This window comes from Pseudoalteromonas sp. XMcav2-N (assembly GCF_024124545.1).
Taxonomy (GTDB): Bacteria; Pseudomonadota; Gammaproteobacteria; order Enterobacterales; family Alteromonadaceae; genus Pseudoalteromonas.
Genome location: NZ_JAMXSF010000011.1, coordinates 105,940 through 125,609, shown reverse-complemented (window position 1 = coordinate 125,609; position 19,670 = coordinate 105,940). Strand labels below are relative to the sequence as shown.

Annotated in this window: 18 protein-coding genes and 5 tRNA genes; 14 read left to right on the top strand and 9 right to left on the bottom strand. The window is 47.9% G+C overall.

Going from position 1 to position 19,670, the window contains the following annotated elements; translation table 11 throughout:
* Positions 1 to 47 precede the first annotated feature (47 nt).
* Entirely contained in the window at positions 48 to 230 is a 183-nt protein-coding gene (locus NH568_RS15185; RefSeq protein WP_253048531.1) for a hypothetical protein, read from the bottom strand.
* Between the two features lie 176 nt (positions 231 to 406).
* Positions 407 to 928: a flavodoxin FldB gene (gene fldB / locus NH568_RS15180; protein ID WP_253048528.1), complete on the bottom strand. Its 522-nt coding sequence runs from the start codon at positions 926 to 928 to the stop codon at positions 407 to 409.
* Between the two features lie 108 nt (positions 929 to 1,036).
* Here fldB and xerD point away from each other — a divergent pair, with 108 nt between their 5' ends.
* From xerD to NH568_RS15125, 11 genes are all read left to right on the top strand, one after another.
* The gene (xerD, locus tag NH568_RS15175; protein ID WP_253048634.1) at positions 1,037 to 1,933 is read left to right on the top strand and encodes a site-specific tyrosine recombinase XerD; all 897 of its coding nucleotides are present in this window, start codon (positions 1,037 to 1,039) and stop codon (positions 1,931 to 1,933) included.
* A 61-nt stretch (positions 1,934 to 1,994) separates the two neighbouring features.
* Positions 1,995 to 2,726 (top strand): bifunctional protein-disulfide isomerase/oxidoreductase DsbC, encoded by a 732-nt coding sequence (gene dsbC, locus NH568_RS15170; protein WP_253048526.1) that lies wholly within the window; start codon positions 1,995 to 1,997, stop codon positions 2,724 to 2,726.
* Between the two features lie 96 nt (positions 2,727 to 2,822).
* Entirely contained in the window at positions 2,823 to 4,547 is a 1,725-nt protein-coding gene (gene recJ, locus NH568_RS15165) for a single-stranded-DNA-specific exonuclease RecJ (RefSeq protein WP_253048524.1), read from the top strand.
* 184 nt (positions 4,548 to 4,731) lie between these two features.
* Positions 4,732 to 5,830 (top strand): peptide chain release factor 2 gene (gene prfB / locus NH568_RS15160; RefSeq protein WP_125562743.1). Its coding sequence is split into 2 segments (ribosomal slippage): positions 4,732 to 4,806 and positions 4,808 to 5,830, totalling 1,098 coding nucleotides; the frame shifts between segments, so codons are not numbered across the junction.
* A 27-nt stretch (positions 5,831 to 5,857) separates the two neighbouring features.
* Positions 5,858 to 7,399, top strand: coding sequence for a lysine--tRNA ligase (gene lysS, locus NH568_RS15155; protein WP_253048522.1), 1,542 nt, complete (start codon positions 5,858 to 5,860; stop codon positions 7,397 to 7,399).
* Positions 7,400 to 7,950: 551 nt separating this feature from the next.
* Positions 7,951 to 8,043, top strand: a tRNA-Ser gene (locus tag NH568_RS15150).
* A gap of 30 nt (positions 8,044 to 8,073) precedes the next feature.
* Positions 8,074 to 8,150, top strand: a tRNA-Arg gene (locus NH568_RS15145).
* A gap of 146 nt (positions 8,151 to 8,296) precedes the next feature.
* Positions 8,297 to 8,373, top strand: a tRNA-Arg gene (locus NH568_RS15140).
* A gap of 52 nt (positions 8,374 to 8,425) precedes the next feature.
* Positions 8,426 to 8,502: transfer RNA gene (locus NH568_RS15135), tRNA-Arg, on the top strand.
* A gap of 52 nt (positions 8,503 to 8,554) precedes the next feature.
* Positions 8,555 to 8,631: transfer RNA gene (locus NH568_RS15130), tRNA-Arg, on the top strand.
* A 564-nt stretch (positions 8,632 to 9,195) separates the two neighbouring features.
* The gene (locus NH568_RS15125) at positions 9,196 to 10,365 is read left to right on the top strand and encodes a DUF1343 domain-containing protein (protein WP_253048520.1); all 1,170 of its coding nucleotides are present in this window, start codon (positions 9,196 to 9,198) and stop codon (positions 10,363 to 10,365) included.
* Between the two features lie 7 nt (positions 10,366 to 10,372).
* On the opposite strand, the gene NH568_RS15120 is transcribed toward NH568_RS15125, so the two are convergent.
* Positions 10,373 to 11,221: a MurR/RpiR family transcriptional regulator gene (locus NH568_RS15120; protein WP_253048518.1), complete on the bottom strand. Its 849-nt coding sequence runs from the start codon at positions 11,219 to 11,221 to the stop codon at positions 10,373 to 10,375.
* 230 nt (positions 11,222 to 11,451) lie between these two features.
* Here NH568_RS15120 and NH568_RS15115 point away from each other — a divergent pair, with 230 nt between their 5' ends.
* A complete protein-coding gene (locus NH568_RS15115; protein ID WP_253048516.1) occupies positions 11,452 to 12,828 on the top strand; it encodes a Na+/H+ antiporter NhaC family protein in 1,377 nt (458 codons plus the stop codon).
* Positions 12,829 to 12,863: 35 nt separating this feature from the next.
* Here the strand turns inward: NH568_RS15115 and NH568_RS15110 are convergent, their stop codons facing one another.
* From NH568_RS15110 to NH568_RS15100, 3 genes are all read right to left on the bottom strand, one after another.
* Positions 12,864 to 13,466 carry a hypothetical protein gene (locus NH568_RS15110; RefSeq protein ID WP_253048514.1) on the bottom strand — a complete coding sequence of 201 codons (603 nt, stop codon included), beginning with the start codon at positions 13,464 to 13,466 and terminating at the stop codon, positions 12,864 to 12,866.
* A complete protein-coding gene (locus NH568_RS15105) occupies positions 13,459 to 14,013 on the bottom strand; it encodes a sigma-70 family RNA polymerase sigma factor (RefSeq protein ID WP_253048512.1) in 555 nt (184 codons plus the stop codon). The genes NH568_RS15110 and NH568_RS15105 overlap by 8 nt, the downstream gene beginning before the upstream one ends.
* A 74-nt stretch (positions 14,014 to 14,087) precedes the next feature.
* Complete coding sequence (locus NH568_RS15100; protein ID WP_253048510.1) at positions 14,088 to 14,735, bottom strand: energy transducer TonB; 648 nt, start codon at positions 14,733 to 14,735, stop codon at positions 14,088 to 14,090.
* A 190-nt stretch (positions 14,736 to 14,925) separates the two neighbouring features.
* Between NH568_RS15100 and NH568_RS15095 the strand changes: the two genes are divergently transcribed.
* A complete protein-coding gene (locus NH568_RS15095; protein WP_253048507.1) occupies positions 14,926 to 15,432 on the top strand; it encodes a DUF3087 domain-containing protein in 507 nt (168 codons plus the stop codon).
* A 56-nt stretch (positions 15,433 to 15,488) separates the two neighbouring features.
* Here NH568_RS15095 and NH568_RS15090 read toward each other — a convergent pair whose 3' ends face one another.
* Genes NH568_RS15090 through NH568_RS15080 form a run of 3 tightly spaced genes read right to left on the bottom strand, consistent with a single transcriptional unit; the run spans position 15,489 to position 18,701 of the window.
* Positions 15,489 to 16,997, bottom strand: coding sequence for a sensor domain-containing diguanylate cyclase (locus tag NH568_RS15090; RefSeq protein WP_253048505.1), 1,509 nt, complete (start codon positions 16,995 to 16,997; stop codon positions 15,489 to 15,491).
* A gap of 40 nt (positions 16,998 to 17,037) precedes the next feature.
* Positions 17,038 to 17,472 (bottom strand): hypothetical protein, encoded by a 435-nt coding sequence (locus NH568_RS15085; RefSeq protein WP_253048503.1) that lies wholly within the window; start codon positions 17,470 to 17,472, stop codon positions 17,038 to 17,040.
* Positions 17,472 to 18,701 (bottom strand): hypothetical protein, encoded by a 1,230-nt coding sequence (locus NH568_RS15080; protein WP_253048501.1) that lies wholly within the window; start codon positions 18,699 to 18,701, stop codon positions 17,472 to 17,474. Before NH568_RS15080 ends, NH568_RS15085 begins: the two co-directional genes overlap by 1 nt.
* Positions 18,702 to 18,901: 200 nt before the next feature.
* On the opposite strand from NH568_RS15080, the gene ribA reads away from it, so the two are divergent.
* The gene (gene ribA, locus NH568_RS15075; protein ID WP_253048499.1) at positions 18,902 to 19,534 is read left to right on the top strand and encodes a GTP cyclohydrolase II; all 633 of its coding nucleotides are present in this window, start codon (positions 18,902 to 18,904) and stop codon (positions 19,532 to 19,534) included.
* Positions 19,535 to 19,670 lie beyond the last annotated feature (136 nt).

The window sequence follows — 19,670 nt, the reverse complement described above, 5'->3', positions numbered from 1 at the left end:
TGGGGCATTTTTAGCCCCGTTGTCCGAAGTATTAAGTGAAATTGGTATTACCAGGTAATACACACAGAGCCACCGCCAGTACCAGGTTCTGGCTGCTGGTCCATATGACAGCCCGCACCACCTGAGCATGCACCGTTACCACCACCAACTTGCGGCGTCATCTTATTGTTGATTGTGTGAGATTGCTGAGACAGGTTTTTGTAGTTCTTCTTGGTCAGAGTTAACTTCATGATTAGTCCTTTTATAATTGAGTTGATTATATGCCAGCCTCTACAATTAGTTTGCAGAGCTGTGCAAAATTTATACTGAACTATAAATGGCTCGTTGTATAGGTTGAATGTTAATCAGTGTAAATGAATTGTTTTTGATCTGCCAAGGAGGGGATTGGCAGATCAGGAGATACGCGTTACAGCGACTCGCTATATTCTGTCAGGATTTGCTCAATCCAGACAGCGATGCGTTCGTCACTCTTTTCGTACTGGCTGTCTTCGTCCAGGGCAAGGCCTACAAACTGGCTTTTATCTTCCGTAAGTGCTTTAGATGCTTCAAACTCATAATCGGCAGTATTGGGCCAGTAGCCTATAAAGTTAACACCTTGTGGGGCAATTTTATCGTGCAACATACCCAGTGCATCTTGAAACCACTGTCCATAGCCTTGCTGGTCACCCATACCAAACAGTGCGATGGTTATGCCTGCGAGATCAACCTCGTCGATATCATCCCAATGCGATTCCCAGTCTTCCTGCAACTCGCCGAAATCCCAGGTTGAGATACCAAAAATCACAAAGTCGAATTGCTCTGCGTTTTTTAACGGCTCATCTTTGATATTGTGGAGCGACAGAATGTCTTTACCTATGATCTCCTGCATTTTTTCTGCTGCCATTTCTGTGTAGCAGGTAGTTGAACCGTAAAATAACCCGATCTGCATAGTAGTCTTCGCTCAATTGGCTGTTATTATATGGCGCGAAGTCTACCTTATGGTGTAATGAATTGATACAGGCGGCCCGTGACCGATTTAGAAATATCTGACCCAAGCATGCACAACAATAGTGAACTGATAGAATCTTTCCTTGATATGCTCTTTCTGGAGCAGGGGCTCAGCGACAACACCCTGGCTGCCTACCGTGCAGACCTGGATAAGTTTGTACGTTACGTTAGTGCGCATCATGATAACAAACCTCTGTTAACTATCAGTGGTGCGGATGTAGAGGCCTATCTGGCCTACCGGGTAGACGAAGGGCTCAAACCACGCAGTACGGCTCGTGCAATGAGTGCACTCAAGCGTTTTTATGCCTACTGGGTGACTAAGCAGGCAATCGCAGCGAGCCCTCTGACCCACATTGCCCAGCCTAAATTATCGCAATCTCTGCCAAAAACGCTCAGTGAAGAGGAAGTCGAGGCCTTACTCAGTGCCCCCGATGTTGAAGACCCAATGGGTCTCAGAGATAAAGCTATGCTGGAGTTGTTGTACGCAACGGGATTGCGAGTCACTGAATTGGTTGGCCTGCGGATGGAACAAATAAACCTGAGACAAGCAGTATTATTGGTTCGAGGTAAAGGCGGCAAAGAAAGGCTGGTCCCGATGGGAGAAGAAGCATTGCGCTGGGTCGAACAATTTTTAAAGGTTGGTCGTGCTCAGATGGTCAAACACGCTAATGACTTTGTTTTCCCATCTAAACGGGGGATTGGCATGACGCGGCAAACTTTTTGGCATCGCATCAAACACTATGCTATGTTGGCAGACGTTAAGTCACCGTTATCGCCACACACGCTGCGTCATGCGTTTGCAACACATTTGCTAAATCATGGGGCGGATCTTCGAGTTGTACAAATGATGTTAGGCCATAGCGATTTGTCGACAACCCAGATTTATACGCATGTTGCCAGTGAGCGACTGAAAACGCTTCATCAGCAACATCATCCTAGGGCGTGATGGAATTTATTTGCAGTAATCCGGTCCTAGTGATTAACCAGAGCAATTTTACGAGAAAAACATGAAAAAGTTACTTTTAGCAGCGTCGCTTGCTTTCAGTGTGGGTGCTTTTGCCGACACAACACAAGAAGTCTCTCCGATGGCGGTGAGCCCTATCGCGTCTCAGTTTGCTGAGCTGGGTTTATCTGTAAAGAGCGTATCGGACAGTCCAATCACGGGCCTTAAAACTGTGATCACCGACAAAGGCGTATTCTACGCCAGTCCAAATGGTCAATATCTGGTGCAGGGCACTATGATTGATGTAGCGAATCGCCGTAACATCACTGAGGATGCGTTGAGCGACGTACGTAAGAGTGGTGTCGCACAATATCAGGATTCAATGATAGTGTACAAAGCCGAGAACGAAAAACACCAGATCACCGTTTTCACTGACATTACCTGCGGCTACTGCCGTAAACTACACCGTGAGCTGGAAGACTATCTGGCGGCCGGTATTACTGTTAAGTACCTGGCATTTCCACGTGGCGGCCTCAGTGGTAATGGTTACAAGAGTCTGATGAACGTCTGGTGCGCTGAGGATGCGGCATCAGCTATGACTGAAGCGAAGGCGGGTAATGAGGTACCGGACATTAAAAATTGTCAGGCTCCGGTTGCTGAGCATTACCAGCTAGGTCAGAGCTTTGGTATTTCTGGTACTCCGGCTATCGTGTTGGAAGATGGTAGCATGATCCCTGGCTATCAGCCGGCTGACGCGTTGGCAAAAATATTAAATCAGGGAAGTAAAAAATCCTAAATCTGAGGTATACTCTCAGCATTTCTAAAAAGGCCTGCGGGCCTTTTTTGCTTTGTGGAGTTGTCCTTCACATTATCAGGTAGTTCAGAGAGTGTTATGCAAACAGAGATCCGGCCCAGATTACGCGTCGATGACAGTCATTTACCCGCCCATCTTCACCCGGTTATTAAACAGATTTATGCTGCAAGGGGTGTGAAAGACGCCGTAGAACTTGATAACAGTGCGGCTACTTTGCTGGATTTTCGGTTGTTTCGTGACATGGACAAGGCCTGTGCCTTGCTTGAAACGGCGCTGCATCAGCAGCAAAGCGTGCTAATTGTCGGGGATTTCGATGCCGATGGTGCAACCAGCACCGCGGTGTTAATGGAAGGGCTACGCTTGTTTGGGTTGCAACGGGTTGACTATCTGGTGCCAGATCGTTTCAGCCTGGGGTATGGATTGAGTCCTGCATTGGCAGAGCAAATTGTTCAGTTGGCACCACAACTGGTGATCACGGTCGACAATGGAATTTCCTGTCTCGCGGGCATAGATATCGTTAAGCAGGCCGGTATTTCGGTACTGGTTACTGATCATCACTTACAGGGCGAACAACTACCCAATGCCGATGCCATTGTTAACCCGAACCGCCATGATTGCCAGTTTCCTTCAAAATCCATTGCCGGAGTTGGCGTGGCGTTTTATCTGCTGGTGGCTTTTCGTCATCATTTGCGTGAGTCGGGCTATTTTGAGCGCCAGGGACTCACTCAGCCGAACCTTGCGTCCTTGCTGGACATTGTTGCTCTGGGCACTGTGGCGGATGTGGTTGCGCTGGATGCTAATAACCGGACTTTGGTACATCAGGGCCTGGCACGTATTCGCAAAGGTCAGACCCGGCCCGGGATCAGAGCATTGATTGAAGTGGCGAACCGCACGGCGACCAGGCTCAATGCCAGCGATTTTGGTTTTGCACTGGCGCCAAGACTGAATGCCGCAGGCAGGCTGGATGACATGAGCCTGGGGATTGCTTGCCTGTTATCCAAAGAAGAGCATCAGGCACGGCGCATCGCCGCTCAGCTGGATAGCCTCAACCAGGAAAGACGCGAGATTGAGCAGGGGATGCAGCAAGAAGCGCAGGCGGTACTAGAGCGTCTGGTCGCTGCCCAGCAAAGCATTCCCGATGCGGTGTGTTTATATCAGGACGACTGGCATCAGGGGGTTATTGGGATCCTCGCGGGCAGATTGAAAGAAAAGTATCACCGTCCTGCGATTATTTTTGCCCAGGGCGATAACGACGAAATCAAGGGGTCGTGCCGCTCGATTGAAGGATTACACATGCGCGATTTGCTGGAGCAGATCAACACCCGTAACCCGGACTTAATCGTTAAATTTGGCGGTCATGCAATGGCGGCCGGATTGACTATCAGAGAGGCAGACTTTAGCGACTTTAAACACTCCTTTGAAACCCTGGTCAGCGAAACCCTCAGCGAAGAGCATAAGCAGTCGGTATTACTAACCGACGGTGAACTGCCGGCTGAGTGTTTTAATATGGACTTTGCCATGTTACTGCAACAGGCAGGCCCCTGGGGACAGCATTTTCCTGAGCCGGTGTTTAGTGGCGTGTTTGAGCTGGTGCAGCAGCGTATTGTGGGCGATAAGCACCTTAAGCTGGTGCTTAAACACGCAAGCGGTAAACTGGTAGATGCCATTGCATTTAACGTCGATGTGCGTGCCTGGCCTAACACGGCTGCACAGGCGGCAGAGCTGGCTTATCAGCTGGATATCAACGAGTTTCGTGGTAAGTTTACGCTGCAATTAATCGTCAGAGAGATCCGTGCCTGCTAACAATTGCGATAAAGGCACAAAATGTTCTTATCTGGGGCTGATATCTATGCCTATTATTTGTTAGTATTGGCCGTTTAGACCGCTTATATAATCTTTAGACACAGCGGTCACACTATTTTCAGTCCAGTGGCACACAATTTTTGTCATTGGCTACGTCACCATCACGTAAATTGGAGTAATGTGAATGTTTGAAGTGAATCCTGTGATTAATCAAATCAAGGAAATTCGCGAACGTACTGAACTTCTTCGGGGGTATCTTTGACTATGCTCTGAAACAAGAGCGGTTAGAAGAAGTTAATGCGGAACTAGAAGATCCAGCCGTCTGGAATGAGCCTGAAAAGGCACAAGCGCTGGGCCGAGAAAAGTCGAGCCTGGAAACCATAGTCGAAACCATAGACAATCTGGTAAGCGGTGCAGATGATGCCGAAGGCCTGGTTGAGCTGGCTGTTGAAGCTGAAGACGAAGAAACCTTTGCCGAAGCTGAGCAGGAAGTACAGGGCCTGAATGCCCAGCTTGAAAAGCTGGAGTTCCGTCGTATGTTCTCCGGCGCACAAGACAGCAACGATGCCTATCTCGATCTGCAAGCTGGTTCCGGTGGTACAGAGGCCCAGGACTGGTGCAACATGTTGTTGCGTATGTATCTGCGTTGGGCGGAAGCGAAAGGCTTTAAAACCGAAATCGTTGAAGCAACAGATGGTGACGTAGCGGGGATCAAAGGGGCAACACTGCGTGTCAGCGGTGAATATGCTTACGGTTGGCTGCGCACAGAAACCGGTGTACACCGTTTGGTTCGTAAGAGCCCGTTCGACTCAGGAGGCCGTCGTCATACATCATTTGCTTCAGCATTTGTGTATCCGGAAATCGACGACAACATTGAGATCGACATCAACCCGGCAGACTTACGCATCGACGTATATCGCGCATCGGGTGCCGGTGGTCAGCACGTTAACCGAACAGAATCGGCGGTACGTATTACCCACTTGCCAACCAATACCGTGGTGCAGTGTCAGAACGATCGTTCACAGCATAAAAACAAAGATCAGGCTATGAAACAGTTAAAAGCAAAACTGTTTGAGTTGGAGCTGCAAAAGCAAAACGCTGAAAAGCAGGCCCAGGAAGATGCTAAGTCAGACATTGGTTGGGGCAGCCAGATCCGTTCTTATGTACTAGATGACTCTCGTATTAAAGACCTGCGCACCGGTGTTGAGAACCGTAATACCCAGGCAGTCCTGGACGGTGACCTTGACAAATTTATCGAAGCCAGCCTGAAATCAGGCCTATAATCAACAAGCTAAACTAAGAGCTAAAAAATGACAGAGCAAATCCAAGACGAGAATAAACTCATTGCTGAGCGTCGTGCTAAATTGGATGCAATTCGTGATAATTGCAGCGCCAATGGCCATCCGAACACCTTCCGCCGTGAAGACTATACGGCTGATCTACAGGCTAAGTTTGGTGATAAGTCAAAAGAAGAGCTGGTTGAGTTAGATCATCAGGTCTCTGTGGCTGGCCGTATCCTTGCCAAACGTGGTCCTTTCCTTGTTTTACAAGACATGAAAGGTCGTATTCAGGCATATGCGTCTAAAGACGTACAAAAAGAGCTGAAAGCCAAATATGGTCAGCTGGACATCGGCGACATCATTGGTGTGTCTGGTCCGCTACACAAATCTGGTAAAGGCGACTTGTATGTGGATATGGTGCAGTACGAGCTACTGACCAAGTCACTGCGTCCACTGCCAGAGAAATTCCACGGCTTAACGGATCAGGAAGCTAAGTATCGTCAGCGTTATGTTGATCTGATCACCAACATGGAAACCCGTGAGACCTTCCGTATTCGCTCTAAAGTGATTGAAGGCATTCGTCGCTTCCTGGCTGAGCGTGACTTTATGGAGGTTGAAACGCCAATGCTGCAGGTGATCCCGGGTGGTGCAACAGCACGTCCGTTCGTGACTCACCACAATGCGCTGGACATCGACATGTATCTGCGTATCGCGCCAGAGCTTTATCTTAAGCGCCTGGTTGTGGGCGGCTTTGATCGCGTTTTCGAGATCAACCGTAACTTCCGTAACGAAGGTCTGTCGACTCGTCACAATCCGGAATTCACTATGATTGAATTCTATCAGGCGTACGCAGATTACAACGATCTGATGAACCTGACAGAAGACATGTTGCGTACTGTGGCACAGGACGTACTGGGTACTACTACTGTGGTTAACACGGTGAAGAACGCGGAAGGCGAAGTGCTTGAAACCATCGAGTATGATTTCGGTAAAGCGTTTGAGCGTTTGTCTATGGCGGATGCGATCATCAAGTATGGTCCGGACGCTGAAGCCTCAGCGCACATCTTTAAAGATCCAGAAAACCACTTTGATGAACTAGTCGCATACGCGAAGAAAGTACACGTGAAGATCCCTGAGAAATGCGTTTGGGGTGCTGGTAAGTTCCTGTGTGAAATCTTTGAAGAAACCGCGGAGCATAAACTGATCCAGCCGACTTTCATCACAGAATATCCGTGGGAAGTGTCGCCGCTGGCACGTCGCAATGACGAAAACCCGTTTATCACTGATCGCTTTGAGTTCTTCGTAGGTGGTCGTGAGCTGGCAAATGGTTTCTCGGAGCTGAACGATGCCGAAGATCAGGCTGCGCGTTTTGCCCGTCAGGTTGAAGAAAAAGATGCAGGTGATGACGAAGCAATGCACTTCGATGATGACTACATCCGTGCACTTGAATACGGCTTGCCGCCAACGGCAGGTGAGGGGATTGGTATTGACCGTCTGGTGATGCTATTTACTGACTCTCCGACTATCAAAGACGTTATCCTGTTCCCGCATATGCGACCTCAGGCTGACTAAGCCAGTCATTCAGAACAAACGAATTAGAAAAGCGCCTTTGGCGCTTTTCTTTTATGTATGTAAGAGATCTCTGCTATGAGCCCGTTTAAGTCTCAAGATATTTATAAAAGCACAGTAAAATCAGGTATTAGTTTAGCAGGTAACCCTGTAGGCCAAACTTGGGTTCGTTGAGAACAGCTGGCATATCCAGCGCTTTTGCCTATACTGCTGTGATTATGAAAGGATGCAAAAAGACCTCTGACCATGTCGCAACAAAAGTCAAAAGCACAGCACGACCAGGCAAGGATGAATTACTGCCGTAGCTGTATCAGTGAATTTCAGCGTTTAGGCTATGTAGATGCCTTTATTTCGGAAGAAACCTCCCGCAAGCAATCCCTTTTGGACCACTTTAATATACAGTCAGATCCTAAAAGTGACTAATTTATGACAAATTAATCGGCAAAGCGCTGTAAAACACACCAAGCTGAACAATCTATCACCATACAGTGCTTTTTTACAAGAAAAGTATTTGACATATTTTCACGGTTCTATATTATACGCCCCACAAAGACGGAGAGGTGGCCGAGTGGCTGAAGGCGCTCCCCTGCTAAGGGAGTATAGGGTTTGTAGCCCTATCGAGGGTTCGAATCCCTCCTTCTCCGCCATTTATTTAAATGGTATCTTTGTAGTAAAACGGACGCGTAGCTCAGCTGGATAGAGTACCTGGCTACGAACCAGGCGGTCGGAGGTTCGAATCCTCCCGCGTCCGCCACTTCTCTTAAGTGGTTAAATAAAAGGAATCGGATTCAGGAAGTTGGAGGTTCACTCTCCATAAAGTACGTCCCGGTCCGCCACTTCTCTTGAGTGGTTAAATAAAAAGACTACAGCAATTCAGGTAGTAAAATAGAATTGAACGACGGACGCGTAGCTCAGCTGGATAGAGTACCTGGCTACGAACCAGGCGGTCGGAGGTTCGAATCCTCCCGCGTCCGCCACTTCCTTCAAGTGGTTAAACATGAAGTACTGAAGAGTAAAAACTTAAGAAACGGACGCGTAGCTCAGCTGGATAGAGTACCTGGCTACGAACCAGGCGGTCGGAGGTTCGAATCCTCCCGCGTCCGCCACTTTCTTCAAGTGGTTAAACATGAAGTGCTGAAGAGTATAAACTTAAGAAACGGACGCGTAGCTCAGCTGGATAGAGTACCTGGCTACGAACCAGGCGGTCGGAGGTTCGAATCCTCCCGCGTCCGCCACTTCCACTTCAGGAAGTGAGCAATCAACCGACGAGAGTCGGTTTTTTTGTATCTGAAATTTGGTGTGAGTTACTTCAGCTGGATAGAGTGTCTGGCTACGAACCAGGCGGTCGGAGGTTCACTCTCCACAAAAGACGTCCCGAGCCCGCCACTTCCACTTCAGGAAGTGAGCAATCAACCGACGAGAGTCGGTTTTTTTGTGTCTGAAATTTGGTGTGAGTTACTTCAGCTGGATAGAGTACCTGGCTACGAACCAGGCGGTCGGAGGTTCACTCTCCACAAAAGACGTCCCGAGCCCGCCACTTCCACTTCAGGAAGTGAGCAATCAACCGACGAAAGTCGGTTTTTTTGTGTCTGAAATTTGGGTAGTTTGGTACGAGTGGACACACGTCCATATGAAGGGCTACCAGCGCGTAACGCGTGTTATCGACATCCATGTCTCGCGTTCAGCAAGCTGCGACGATAATTAATCGTCGGTCTGCGTCGCCCTATCTTAAATAGTTGCAAATGAGGGGGTGGCGACACACAATTCTCGTACCCTTCGTTTTTCTCAGCAGGCATTTTGTGCGCCAGCCTATATATTCTTTCCTGATACTTGCTATCAGCATCATCACACTGGCTTTTTCATGGCAGGTCGACGCCATTCAGGTCGGCGCCGAGCGCGGTGACAAGTATCTGCCGTTACTAAAAGGCAAACGGGTGGGTCTGGTGGTTAACCAAAGTGCGCGAGCGCATGGCCAGCACTTGCTGGATTACCTGATAGACCATCAGGTCGATGTGGCTCGGATCTTTGCTCCTGAACATGGTTTTAGGGGAGACAGGGGGGCAGGAGTTTACATTACTGATGGTAAGGATACGAAAACAGGGATACCCATAGTCTCTTTATATGGCGCCAATAAAAAACCAAAACCTGAACAACTCACAGACATTGATATTCTGGTATTCGATATCCAGGATGTAGGCGTGCGTTTTTATACATATCTCAGTACGATGTTTCTGACCATGGAAGCGGCTCAGCAAAATGGTCTCAGTTACCTGGTGTTAGACCGACCAAACCCCAATATTGCCTACGTTGAGGGTCCTGTTCTGGATAATCACTTTCGTTCCTTTGTCGGCATGGTCCCGGTGCCGATTTTACATGGGATGACACTGGGTGAGCTGGCACGTATGATAGTGGGTGAAAGATGGCTGGCCGGTGATGGCGCTCTTAGTCTGACAGTGGTCCCCGTTGCCGATTACAGTGCTCAGCATGAGTATGTGCTGCCTATCGCGCCGAGTCCCAATTTACCCAATCAACAGGCAATACACCTTTACCCGTCTTTGTGTCTATTTGAGGCTACGCGTGTATCTGTGGGAAGGGGGAGTGATTTTCCATTCCAGGTCTTTGGCCACGACCAAATCAGACTTGGCTCATTGGCCTTTACACCGCGTGCGATACCTGGTGTCGCAGCTCATCCTAAGTTACAGGGAAAGGCTGTATTCGCCACGGATCTGCGGCATTCTGAACAACGTGGATTCTCGTTAAACTGGTTAGTGCAGGCACAAGCTGCTTTTACGCAGCACAATGAAGTACTGATTAACTCTCCCGGCTTCTTTGACAAGTTGGCAGGAACCGATGTGGTCCGTCAGGCACTGGCACAAGGTCTAAAAGCACATCAGATAGAAGCTATCTGGCAGCAGGAAGTACAGACGTTTAAGACACGCCGTCTGCCTTACCTGCTTTATAAACGATAATATGAGTTTAGTCGTGAAAAATAGCACGCATATTATCATTGGCCCGATCAATGCGGCGTTGCCAGTGTAGGTTGGACTGTGCCAGAGAGACAAAAAGCGTATCTATCAGGTAGCACTGCGATGCACGTGTGAGTATCGCACTGTGGCTAACTGGCTCCGTTTCCTGAACGGTGTAGAGTACATGATCGGCGAGTTCGCTCAGTTGAGAGTCGCCAAAGCGAGTAATTGCAAATAAACGGCACTCATTCAGTTTCGCTTGTTCGGCCAATTTAAGCAGTGCCTTGGTCTGACCGGAATTGCTGATAACTATCAGTAAATCTTCTTTGCCCAGTGAGGCTATATAGCTGGCAGCACTGTATTCATCACTATGACAGACTGCTGAAATCCCCACCTTTTGCAGTTTAAATGAAAAGTCTTGGGCGACAGACCCTGACGCCCCTTTTGCACAGATCAGTACCTTACGTGCGCTTTTCAGAATCTGTACCGTGCGTTCAAACTCTGAACCGTTATTGAGCTTTTGCGTTGCGGTCAGGGTTTTGTGCTGATTGGCAATGAGTTTTTCGCTGATATCAGCCAAAGAGTCATTCTGCTCAAACTGTGTAGAGCGAGACTCCTGAGCAGAAGCCTGCTCATTCAGGGCATCCACAACAGCGAGTTTGAACGCCGGGAAACCCCGGTAACCTAATTTTTGTGCAAACTTTACGACACTTGACTGACTGACGCCGGCTGCTTTGGCCAGCTCAATTGACGACAAGGTACGTATCTGAGTCCCCGAACTAAGGGTAAAGTCGGCGAGTTTTGCCTCACTTTGTGAGAGAGTTGGCCTTAATGCCTTTATTTTAATAAAAGTAGACATGCGCTTCACTTGGTAACCTGTATTAACAGAGATGTCCATATTATAGGTTCAAAGATGACAATGTGATAGATCGGAAAGATATATTATTGCGCTTTTTAATCTGGTTGGTACCTAAATAAGTTCTTTTTGTTGCGTTTGTAAATTCAGCTGGGAAAAGCTTGGATTTTTCCACGCAACTATTTAAGCTAACGGGTTTACAGCTTGATCTAATAATTAGTAATAGGGAACCTATGTCCTGGTATTCGATTTTACCGCCTTTGATAGCCATTGCCGTGGTGTTCTGGCGTAAAGAGGTCATTGTGGCGCTGATCCTGGCGTTGATCTCTTCAGAATTTCTGCTTGCCCTCAATGGCGAGGGTAATGCGCTTTTTACCACCTTTATTAATAGTATTGAGCGCATCGTGAGTGTGGCAACTTCCCCAGGAAACAGCCGGATCCTGTTGTTTAGTATCGCTATTGGTGCGCTGCTGGCATACATCAGAGAGTCTGGTGGAGTCGGAGCAACGGTTAACAGGTTGCTCAATATCGGAGTGGCAAAGAGCAAGCGCCAGGTTGGTCTGTTGACTATGTTCACTGGTATGGCTGTATTCATAGAGTCGAACATGAGTGTGCTGACTTCAGGGATCGTGTCCCGGGGGCTGTTCGACAAGTTTAAAATGAGCCGCGCACGACTTGCTTATATCATCGACAGTACCAGTGCCCCTGTGTGTATTCTTATTCTACTCAATGGCTGGGGGGCTTATGTACTGGGGCTGCTGAGCAACTATGAGCTGGAGCAGTCTGCGGTCAGTATTTTGTGGGGCAGTGTGGCTTTTAATTTTTACGCCATTATCGCTTTGCTTATCGTCTTTTACACCATTGTTTTCGATAAAGTCCATGGTCCGATGAAAGTGGCGGAACAAGCACTGGCAAAGCAGGACCAGGAAATTGACAAAGGCCCGGCCGCCAGTAAGGCGCGCTTTATGTTAGTGCCACTGGCTACGCTCATCATCAGTATGCTTGGCTTTATGTTGTGGACAGGTGGTGGTGAACTGGCTCAGGGCAGCGGCTCGAAGTCTGTCTTGTATGCCACGGTCCTGGCAACAGCAGTGGCTTACTTACTGCTACTCAAGGCACGTCATTTTACGCATCAACAACTGGTTGATGTGGGCTTTAAAGGCATGGGTGAACTACTGCCTTTGGTCAGTATTGTTTTGCTGTCTCTGACTTTGGGTGCAAGCCTAAAAGAGTTGGGTACCGGAGTGTTTGTGGCATCATTAGTAGGTGATTACTTACCTGTGTACTTTATTGTGCCTGTGCTGTTCTTAACTGGTGCGGTGATGTCTTTCACCACAGGTACTTCCTGGGGAACCTTCGCGATTTTGATCCCCATCGGTGTACCATTGATCCAGACTCTGGGGCTACCACCGTCGTTGGTTGTTGGTGCGATACTCAGTGGGGGAATTTTTGGTGATCATTGTTCTCCTATTTCAGACACCAGCGCGGTTTCTGCTCTGGCTTCTGGGTGTGATTTACTGACCCATGTTAAAACTCAACTTCCTTACGCTATGGTGGGCGGAGCGCTGGCATTGATCTGCTTCTTTATTGCCAGCGTGGTGATGATTTAAGTTGGCCATTCGCCAGCCGAGTCAGGCTGGCGACGTTAAGGACAAGCATACACATTACCTGGTGCAGGAATTATGGTCGTTAGATGACCCTCTGTGTTTTTGTCCAATGCTAACATCTGACCCTGTGACAGCTCTGAAAATTCGGTTACATCTTGCAGTGCATTCAGCACCGACTGCTTAATTTCTAACAGGGTCTTACTACGGCAGTCAGCGACAAACCAGGTATCATTATCACTGTGAACCAGCCGACCATAAAAGCGTTGCTCGTTGAGCTGCTGATGCTGTTGGTCAAAGTGCTTATCAAGCGCTTGTTTTTGTTCCCGGATATGCGTGACATAATGGCCCTGCTCAACACTGTGGGTTTCGACCTGCTCATAGTCATCAAAGCTCAGAGCGTACACGGGCAATGCTGCATGTTGAGATTGCTCCTGAGTTATCATGACCGTAGCCAACACTATGAGTGCGCCGCATGCCAGGATCCACTGGCTTCTTTGCCACCAGCTGATCTGCTTAGGGCCGGAGTTCGCAGCGCGACAAATGTGTTTTAGGTGTCGCTGATCAAATGCAGACGGTTTGCTTTGTTTCTTGGCTTGCTGATAAGCCTGTTTGAGCTGTTCTGTTGGTGACTGGTTATTCATCATCTGCTCCTAATTCGTTTTTCAGCGCGGCTCGCGCATAGCGTAGTCGGGTTTTGATGGTTTCCTGTGCAGAGTCCGTAATACTGGCAATCTGTTGCAGGGAAAATCCTTCCAGTTGCAGGCTTATTGCTTCTCTTTGCGCTAAAGGCAGCGACAGAATTGCGTTGTACAAGGGCTGATGTGAGCGTGTTTCGTGTTCTGCCAGAGCAGGTATATGCTGTTCTGGGCTCTCCATATAAGCTAACTTGTTTTGTCGACGTAGCTCATCGATCAACGCGTTTCTGGCCACTTTGAACAAAAAGGCCTTGGGCGCCTGACTGGTATGATATGCCTGGCGTTTCTCAACAACGGTCAGCCAGGTTTTCTGACACACATCTTTAGCCAGTTCACTGTCACTTTGGGTAAGTAAAAAGTGATATAAATCATGGTTGTATTTGTCTATAGCCAGTTCAAGATACTTATTCTCTCCGCTCAGTTTAAACGCATGTAAAGGATCTGCTGGCTCCGGTTCGGTTGCCGTCAGCCAGTTTTTTAGAGCAAGTAGCATAGGCGTTTCCTTATTGTTATGTGTGCGCCCAACAAGTGCACCAGGCAGATTTACACTGGTGCACAGCCTTGATATTAATTCTGGTTGAGCTTGAACTCCAGCACGACTTTTTGTCCAGGCTGTGGTTGAGGCTGACCATTGATGATTTGGGGTCTATATTTCCAGCGTTTTAACGCTTTAAGCGCTTCACGGTTGAACACGCGCTTAGGCTCTGCATTGGCAACCCGGGCATCGATGACGGTTCCTGTTTCTGAAATTGTAAAATGCAGCTCAACCCAGCCTTGTGTGCCATCTCGCGCAGCGGTGACTGGATAGCGTGGTTCAACCCGAACGATCGGCGTAGCCTGATTGTCTGTCGGTGTCATCAGGGTACTCATTTGTATCGGACCTGTTTCTATGGTGGGCGCGGATCCCAACCCGGCCAGACCAATGAGCGGCTCTTCAGCGCTCAGTGTCGGCTTTGGTGGGGCCTTGGCCACAGGCTTTGGTGGAGGTGGCAGCTTGTCTCTGACTTCGACCGGGCTATCTTTTTTCAGCGTAGGTAAAGAAACCGGGGTATAGGTGATCGGATTTTGTTTAAACTCCAGTTCCTGACTGATCAGATGCTGCATAAAGGCAAACGCAGCAAAGGTGACACCACAGGCACCTATAAACGACAGTAAAACTTTATTCAGTGTTTGATAAGGGCGGGGTGACTGTTCTGCTAAAAATTGACCGTTCATAGGCATACTCCTTGATGATTTATCTATAAAACGGTGCTGAGGTCAAAAAGGGGTGAACTAGTTAGCGTTTTTTTTTCCGATTACGTTAGAATGCGCAAAATAGCGAAACAGATTTACCTGACTATCTGGTCATCACAAAAGGCTTTATGGCTTGGCCGGCATGATAGTTTTACGGCATGTGGGAGAAAAAATGCAACTACTGGATATAGATAAAACACGTTACAGAAAGCACCTGAACATAGTGATTGCAGTATGCATTGTAGCTCTGGTTGCGGGCAGCTTAGGGTTTGCCCGGATTTTGATAGTTGCCTTTCCGGATCCGGATGGCAGTCACTTTCACTGGAACCTGACTGGGGTGGTGCTGACGTGTGCGATAATCGCTGTGGTGCTCAAACAGGTGCAGTATCACCCGTTTATGTATGAGGTGAATTATGTCTGGCAACTCAAACAGGCGCTCAATAAAGTCACCCGGAAAATGGCTAAGGTAAAAACAGCAGCGCAACAAGGTGATGTAGATGCAATGCTAGCAATGCAGTTTAGTTACAGTGGTTCACGTCAGTTGTGGCAGCTGGACGACAATACGTTGACTATGGAAGAACTGGGCATTTGGCAGGCGGAGCTTGATGCGCTGACTAAACAGTATCAGGTGACGCTGGATCTGGCTCAATATGACGCCTCTTTGTTGGAAAAGTTCTAGCCTATATGAGGGCAGGCAGAAAAGCATTTTAGCGGCGCAAGTATGACACAAGGTCTTTAGCTGGAATAGAAAGTGAAGTTGTTCCTTGAGGTTTTTTTGATGCTGTACATGGCGACATCGGCACACTCCACCAGGCCTTTCAGATTTTCCGCATGCTGAGGAAAATGCGCTATGCCGATACTGGCACCCACAGCCAGTTCTGTTTGCCCATCGCGGTATTCAAAGGACATAGGCTGATTAATTGATTCGAGCAGGGTCTGGGCCAAACGAGTGAGCTCTTGCTGCGTAATGTCCAACCGAGCTACCAAAAATTCATCGCCTCCCCAGCGGCATACCAGGTCGGTTGAATCCATAGTGCCAGATAGCTGGCTGGCTATGTGCTTGAGCAGTGCGTCTCCAGCATTATGACCGTAAACGTCGTTGATGGGCTTAAACTTATCCAGGTCGATCAACATCAGGCTAAAGGTGTACTGATTGTCTATCCAGTCCAGTAGCAAGAGCTCTGCGCCGTAACGGTTATAAAGCCCCGTCAGACTATCCCGCTGAGCACGCTTGTTGAGCTGGTTCAGCATGGTTTTACGCAAGGTAATGTCGGCAAGAAATACCTGAAAATACCACTTACCGTCGCTAAGGGTATTGAGCATAATAATGCTTAGCCAGACAGTGGACTGAGTGAGTGGATTAATAAACTCAAATTCAGACTGCATTACCTGTTTTTGCTTGATACTGTTTTCGGTGAAGGTATACAGGATATCTGGTGTTTTACAATACAGGCCCAGATTTTCCGGAAAACGCTCGTCTACATCGACACCCATGCCCACCAGTAAATCTTTGGCTGCGTCGTTAATTAACAAAATATCCCCCTCATCTTTGACTAACAAGGTGGGAGAGGAAGACTGTTCAAACATCAGTCTGAAGCGTTTCTCTAGCTCGACGACTTCTGCCCTCAGACTTCGCTCCTGCTCAAACAGGGTTTCTGCTTTATCCAGCAGGGCATTAATGCCTAGTTCAATACGGCCAATCTCATTGTGACAAGCGTGTTTATCGACCTGCAGGCGCTGTGCGCTACCGGGCAGGATCCTTGCCAGTTGCTTGCCAAGGTGATTCAGAGGTCGGGTGACCTGCCAGTATACCAGGGCTGTTAGTAAGAGGATGATAGGCAAGATCACCACGAGCATGGTTCTGACGCCTCCTAATGCAATGTTGCGAGCATTTTGCTCAATGATCTGTGTGTTAGGAGCAATATGTATGGTGCCAATGTTTTCAGACAAGAAGAAGGGATTAACGAGGTTAATCTGGATACTACCAGGACCACTGTGCAATATACTCTTAGCCAGCAAGGTGTCTTTACTGACCAGAGCTGCAGATAAAATAATATCGTTGCTGACCAAACCATTAACGACTTCAGTGGCTAAATCTTTGTCTTCCAGATAGGCGGCGATAGATGCGGTGGAAGACACTGTTTTGCCAATCTGCAAAACAATGCCACTCGATCGGGCTAGTTCTTCTTCAAAGACATGTCGATAATACAGCTTGGCATAGATCACACTGAAGAGCAGTGTCATCAGACTCAGTAAAAGGGTCAGCCGTGTGATCAAACTGTGTTTATTGAACAAAACGATACACCACTTTAACGTCCTCTGTTAGTGCCGCCTCGGGCACATAACCTATTGCATCTGGTGTAGATGCGACCTCTTCAAGTATAGCCTCGATTGACTGATACGCCTGTGGAAAAGAGGCTTTACCACTAAATTTTACCTGTGACCAATATGCGTTGATTTGGCTCATCGGGCGGCCCGTTAGTGTAGTGAGAAATTTTGCACGTAACGGATGGCCCTGATCATAATCCAGTACGGTGGCTAATGTGCCATCCGGGAAAGCGGTGTATTTACCCATATATAGGTCAATTAACTGATAGTCAGACAGCTGTTGATTGGGATTATCACGATGTACAATGACTACCAGCGAGTCGGCGGCTTTTGCTGTACAGGTAATCAACAACACGCATAAAGCAAAACGCACGAGTGTCCAGAGCTGCATCAGAACACCCAATTCAGACTCAGTCCCAGAGACTGAAAGTCGTTGTCATGGTTTACAGAAGATAACTCTTTATGAAGATAGAATGCGGATGGCAGTTGCTCTACTTGGGTATGGTCCAGCTGAATTTTCGCAGCCAGCGTCGACGTTAAACTACGGCGCCAACTGACAGACCAGGTATGCTGGTCTATCAAATAGAAGTTGGTATGCCTGATCACGCCTTGATACAAGCTGGTGAGTTGAGGCGTGGTGAGCAAAGGCCCAGGATCAATGCGATTATTTGATTTTGCTGCGCTTAATGTCATCAGCCAGGTGTCGTCATCGATGTGCATACCGACGCTGATATAGCCGGCTTTCAGGTGGTTGAGTACCTCAGAGTCTGAATCGATATAAGAGATCTCACTTTGCATTATCCAATGGCTATCGTCGTACTTGGCACCGAGTGTAAAGTAATTAAATCGCTTCCCTTTAATCTGGAGAGAGTCAATTAATGCCTGTCGTGTTGGCCAGATCGCTTGTGGTATTTGCTGTAACGCATTTAGCAATAGCTTCTGTTGTTCATTGGTATTACCGGCTTTGGTTGTGGTGTAGTTGGTGCGCAACAACCAATTTTCAGTTTGCGCAGACAGGCTTAAGCCATAAATAGAGTCTAATTCTACATCCCACATAAAGTCATCGTCGCTGATTATCGGTGCGCTCGATTTTCCGCTAAAGAACTTGTAAGACAGGACACTTTCCTCAAGAGGGTAAGTGTAGGTAATGTCTATGCCGTCCATGTTTTGGTGCGGAACCACCGCATAAAACTCGGTCGGAGGGTGGCCGTAATTGAAGGCATAACCAATATCCCGAAATTCCGTCATCATATACAGCTCAAGGCCTGTCCGGCCAATACGCAGCTGCCAGTTAGGCGTCAAGGTATAACGAGCAAAGGCCATTTGAATGAGGTAATCAAGTTTGTACTCTTTACGCTCTTTTAATACAGTCTGTGCAACCCATTGTAGTTGCGAAGAAGATTGCCATTCGAGTTGTACCCCAATAGAAGAGTTCGCCAAGCTGGGTTCGCCCAGATAACTAGCGTCTGGTTGAGAGATCACGTGTCTGATCCCCGCAGTTTGAGAGTTGCTGATGTTGATATCCAGGGTGGCAAAACCATCCACTTTGACGTCATTAGCCAGAGCCGGTATTGAGAGGCCCCAGACCAAGTATAAAAACATCACAATTTTCGAGCGCATCAGTTACCATTAAGATATTATTTCAGTAGAAATGCACTAGTGCGAGCGACACTGAGCAGTTCTTAATAGCCTAGCGTTGTTCGGTGTATTTGCCAGTATTTAGTCTGAGGACTTGTAAGTGGGTGGCTTTGCCACCATATAGTCAGTTATAGTATTTTTTGTGATATTATCACATCTTTGCAATTAGGTATTTTGTAGTCGTGGCACAAGTAAGAGCAAGAGTTGAGCTGAATGTTGGGCAGCGTAGTCATATCCCCGCAGAAATCGTCTCATTTGAAGGGTTAAAAGATGGCCAGGAGCATGTTGCCCTGGTGTTTAATCGTGCCGACAGCGAGCAGCCAGTACCGCTGATCAGAATGCACTCTGAGTGTCTGACTGGTGATGTATTTCATTCATCACGATGTGATTGTGGCGAGCAGCTAAACGAGAGTATTGAAGCTATGCACCAGCAGGGAGGTGTTTTGCTGTACTTGCGCCAGGAAGGCAGAGGGATTGGTCTGTATAACAAGATTGATGCCTATGTTTTGCAGTCACAGGGCATGAATACCTATGAAGCTAACAACCACCTTGGATTTGCTGATGATTTACGGGACTTTTCGGATGCAGTTCTGATGCTACAGGCTTTGGGTTTGGATCATGTTCGTCTGATGACAAATAACCCCCGTAAGCTCAATGCGCTAAGAGAGGCAGGGATCCAGGTTGAAGAAGTTGTGGGCACCCATGCCCATGTCAAAGTGGGTGTTGCCGGGAATCGCAACTATCTGGAAACTAAGGTTAAACATGGGTCGCACATGCTTGATATAAAAAAGATCAAGAAACAGGATGAAATGTAGGTCTGTGCTATGACACTGGCCGGTCGAATTGTCCGTTTGACCAGTGTCGGCTCACTCGCCTGTCGGCAAGGAGTTGAAATTTCCCCAGTCTGAGCTTTTAAGTCCCTCTATGACCCAGTATAATCGACTTGTTTCA

Bases quoted from the DNA above. Each gene is read 5' to 3' on its own strand.
- NH568_RS15105 (WP_253048512.1), bottom strand. From the start codon at position 14,013: ATGCTACTTGCTCTAAAAAACTGGCTGACGGCAACCGAACCGGAGCCA.
- NH568_RS15120 (WP_253048518.1), bottom strand. From the start codon at position 11,221: ATGTCTACTTTTATTAAAATAAAGGCATTAAGGCCAACTCTCTCACAA.
- NH568_RS15080 (WP_253048501.1), bottom strand. From the start codon at position 18,701: ATGCGCTCGAAAATTGTGATGTTTTTATACTTGGTCTGGGGCCTCTCA.
- NH568_RS15110 (WP_253048514.1), bottom strand. From the start codon at position 13,466: ATGAATAACCAGTCACCAACAGAACAGCTCAAACAGGCTTATCAGCAA.
- xerD (WP_253048634.1), top strand. From the start codon at position 1,037: ATGCACAACAATAGTGAACTGATAGAATCTTTCCTTGATATGCTCTTT.
- lysS (WP_253048522.1), top strand. From the start codon at position 5,858: ATGACAGAGCAAATCCAAGACGAGAATAAACTCATTGCTGAGCGTCGT.
- NH568_RS15090 (WP_253048505.1), bottom strand. From the start codon at position 16,997: ATGACACTGCTCTTCAGTGTGATCTATGCCAAGCTGTATTATCGACAT.
- fldB (WP_253048528.1), bottom strand. From the start codon at position 928: ATGCAGATCGGGTTATTTTACGGTTCAACTACCTGCTACACAGAAATG.
- NH568_RS15085 (WP_253048503.1), bottom strand. From the start codon at position 17,472: ATGCAGCTCTGGACACTCGTGCGTTTTGCTTTATGCGTGTTGTTGATT.
- NH568_RS15115 (WP_253048516.1), top strand. From the start codon at position 11,452: ATGTCCTGGTATTCGATTTTACCGCCTTTGATAGCCATTGCCGTGGTG.
- NH568_RS15185 (WP_253048531.1), bottom strand. From the start codon at position 230: ATGAAGTTAACTCTGACCAAGAAGAACTACAAAAACCTGTCTCAGCAA.
- NH568_RS15095 (WP_253048507.1), top strand. From the start codon at position 14,926: ATGCAACTACTGGATATAGATAAAACACGTTACAGAAAGCACCTGAAC.
- dsbC (WP_253048526.1), top strand. From the start codon at position 1,995: ATGAAAAAGTTACTTTTAGCAGCGTCGCTTGCTTTCAGTGTGGGTGCT.
- NH568_RS15100 (WP_253048510.1), bottom strand. From the start codon at position 14,735: ATGAACGGTCAATTTTTAGCAGAACAGTCACCCCGCCCTTATCAAACA.
- recJ (WP_253048524.1), top strand. From the start codon at position 2,823: ATGCAAACAGAGATCCGGCCCAGATTACGCGTCGATGACAGTCATTTA.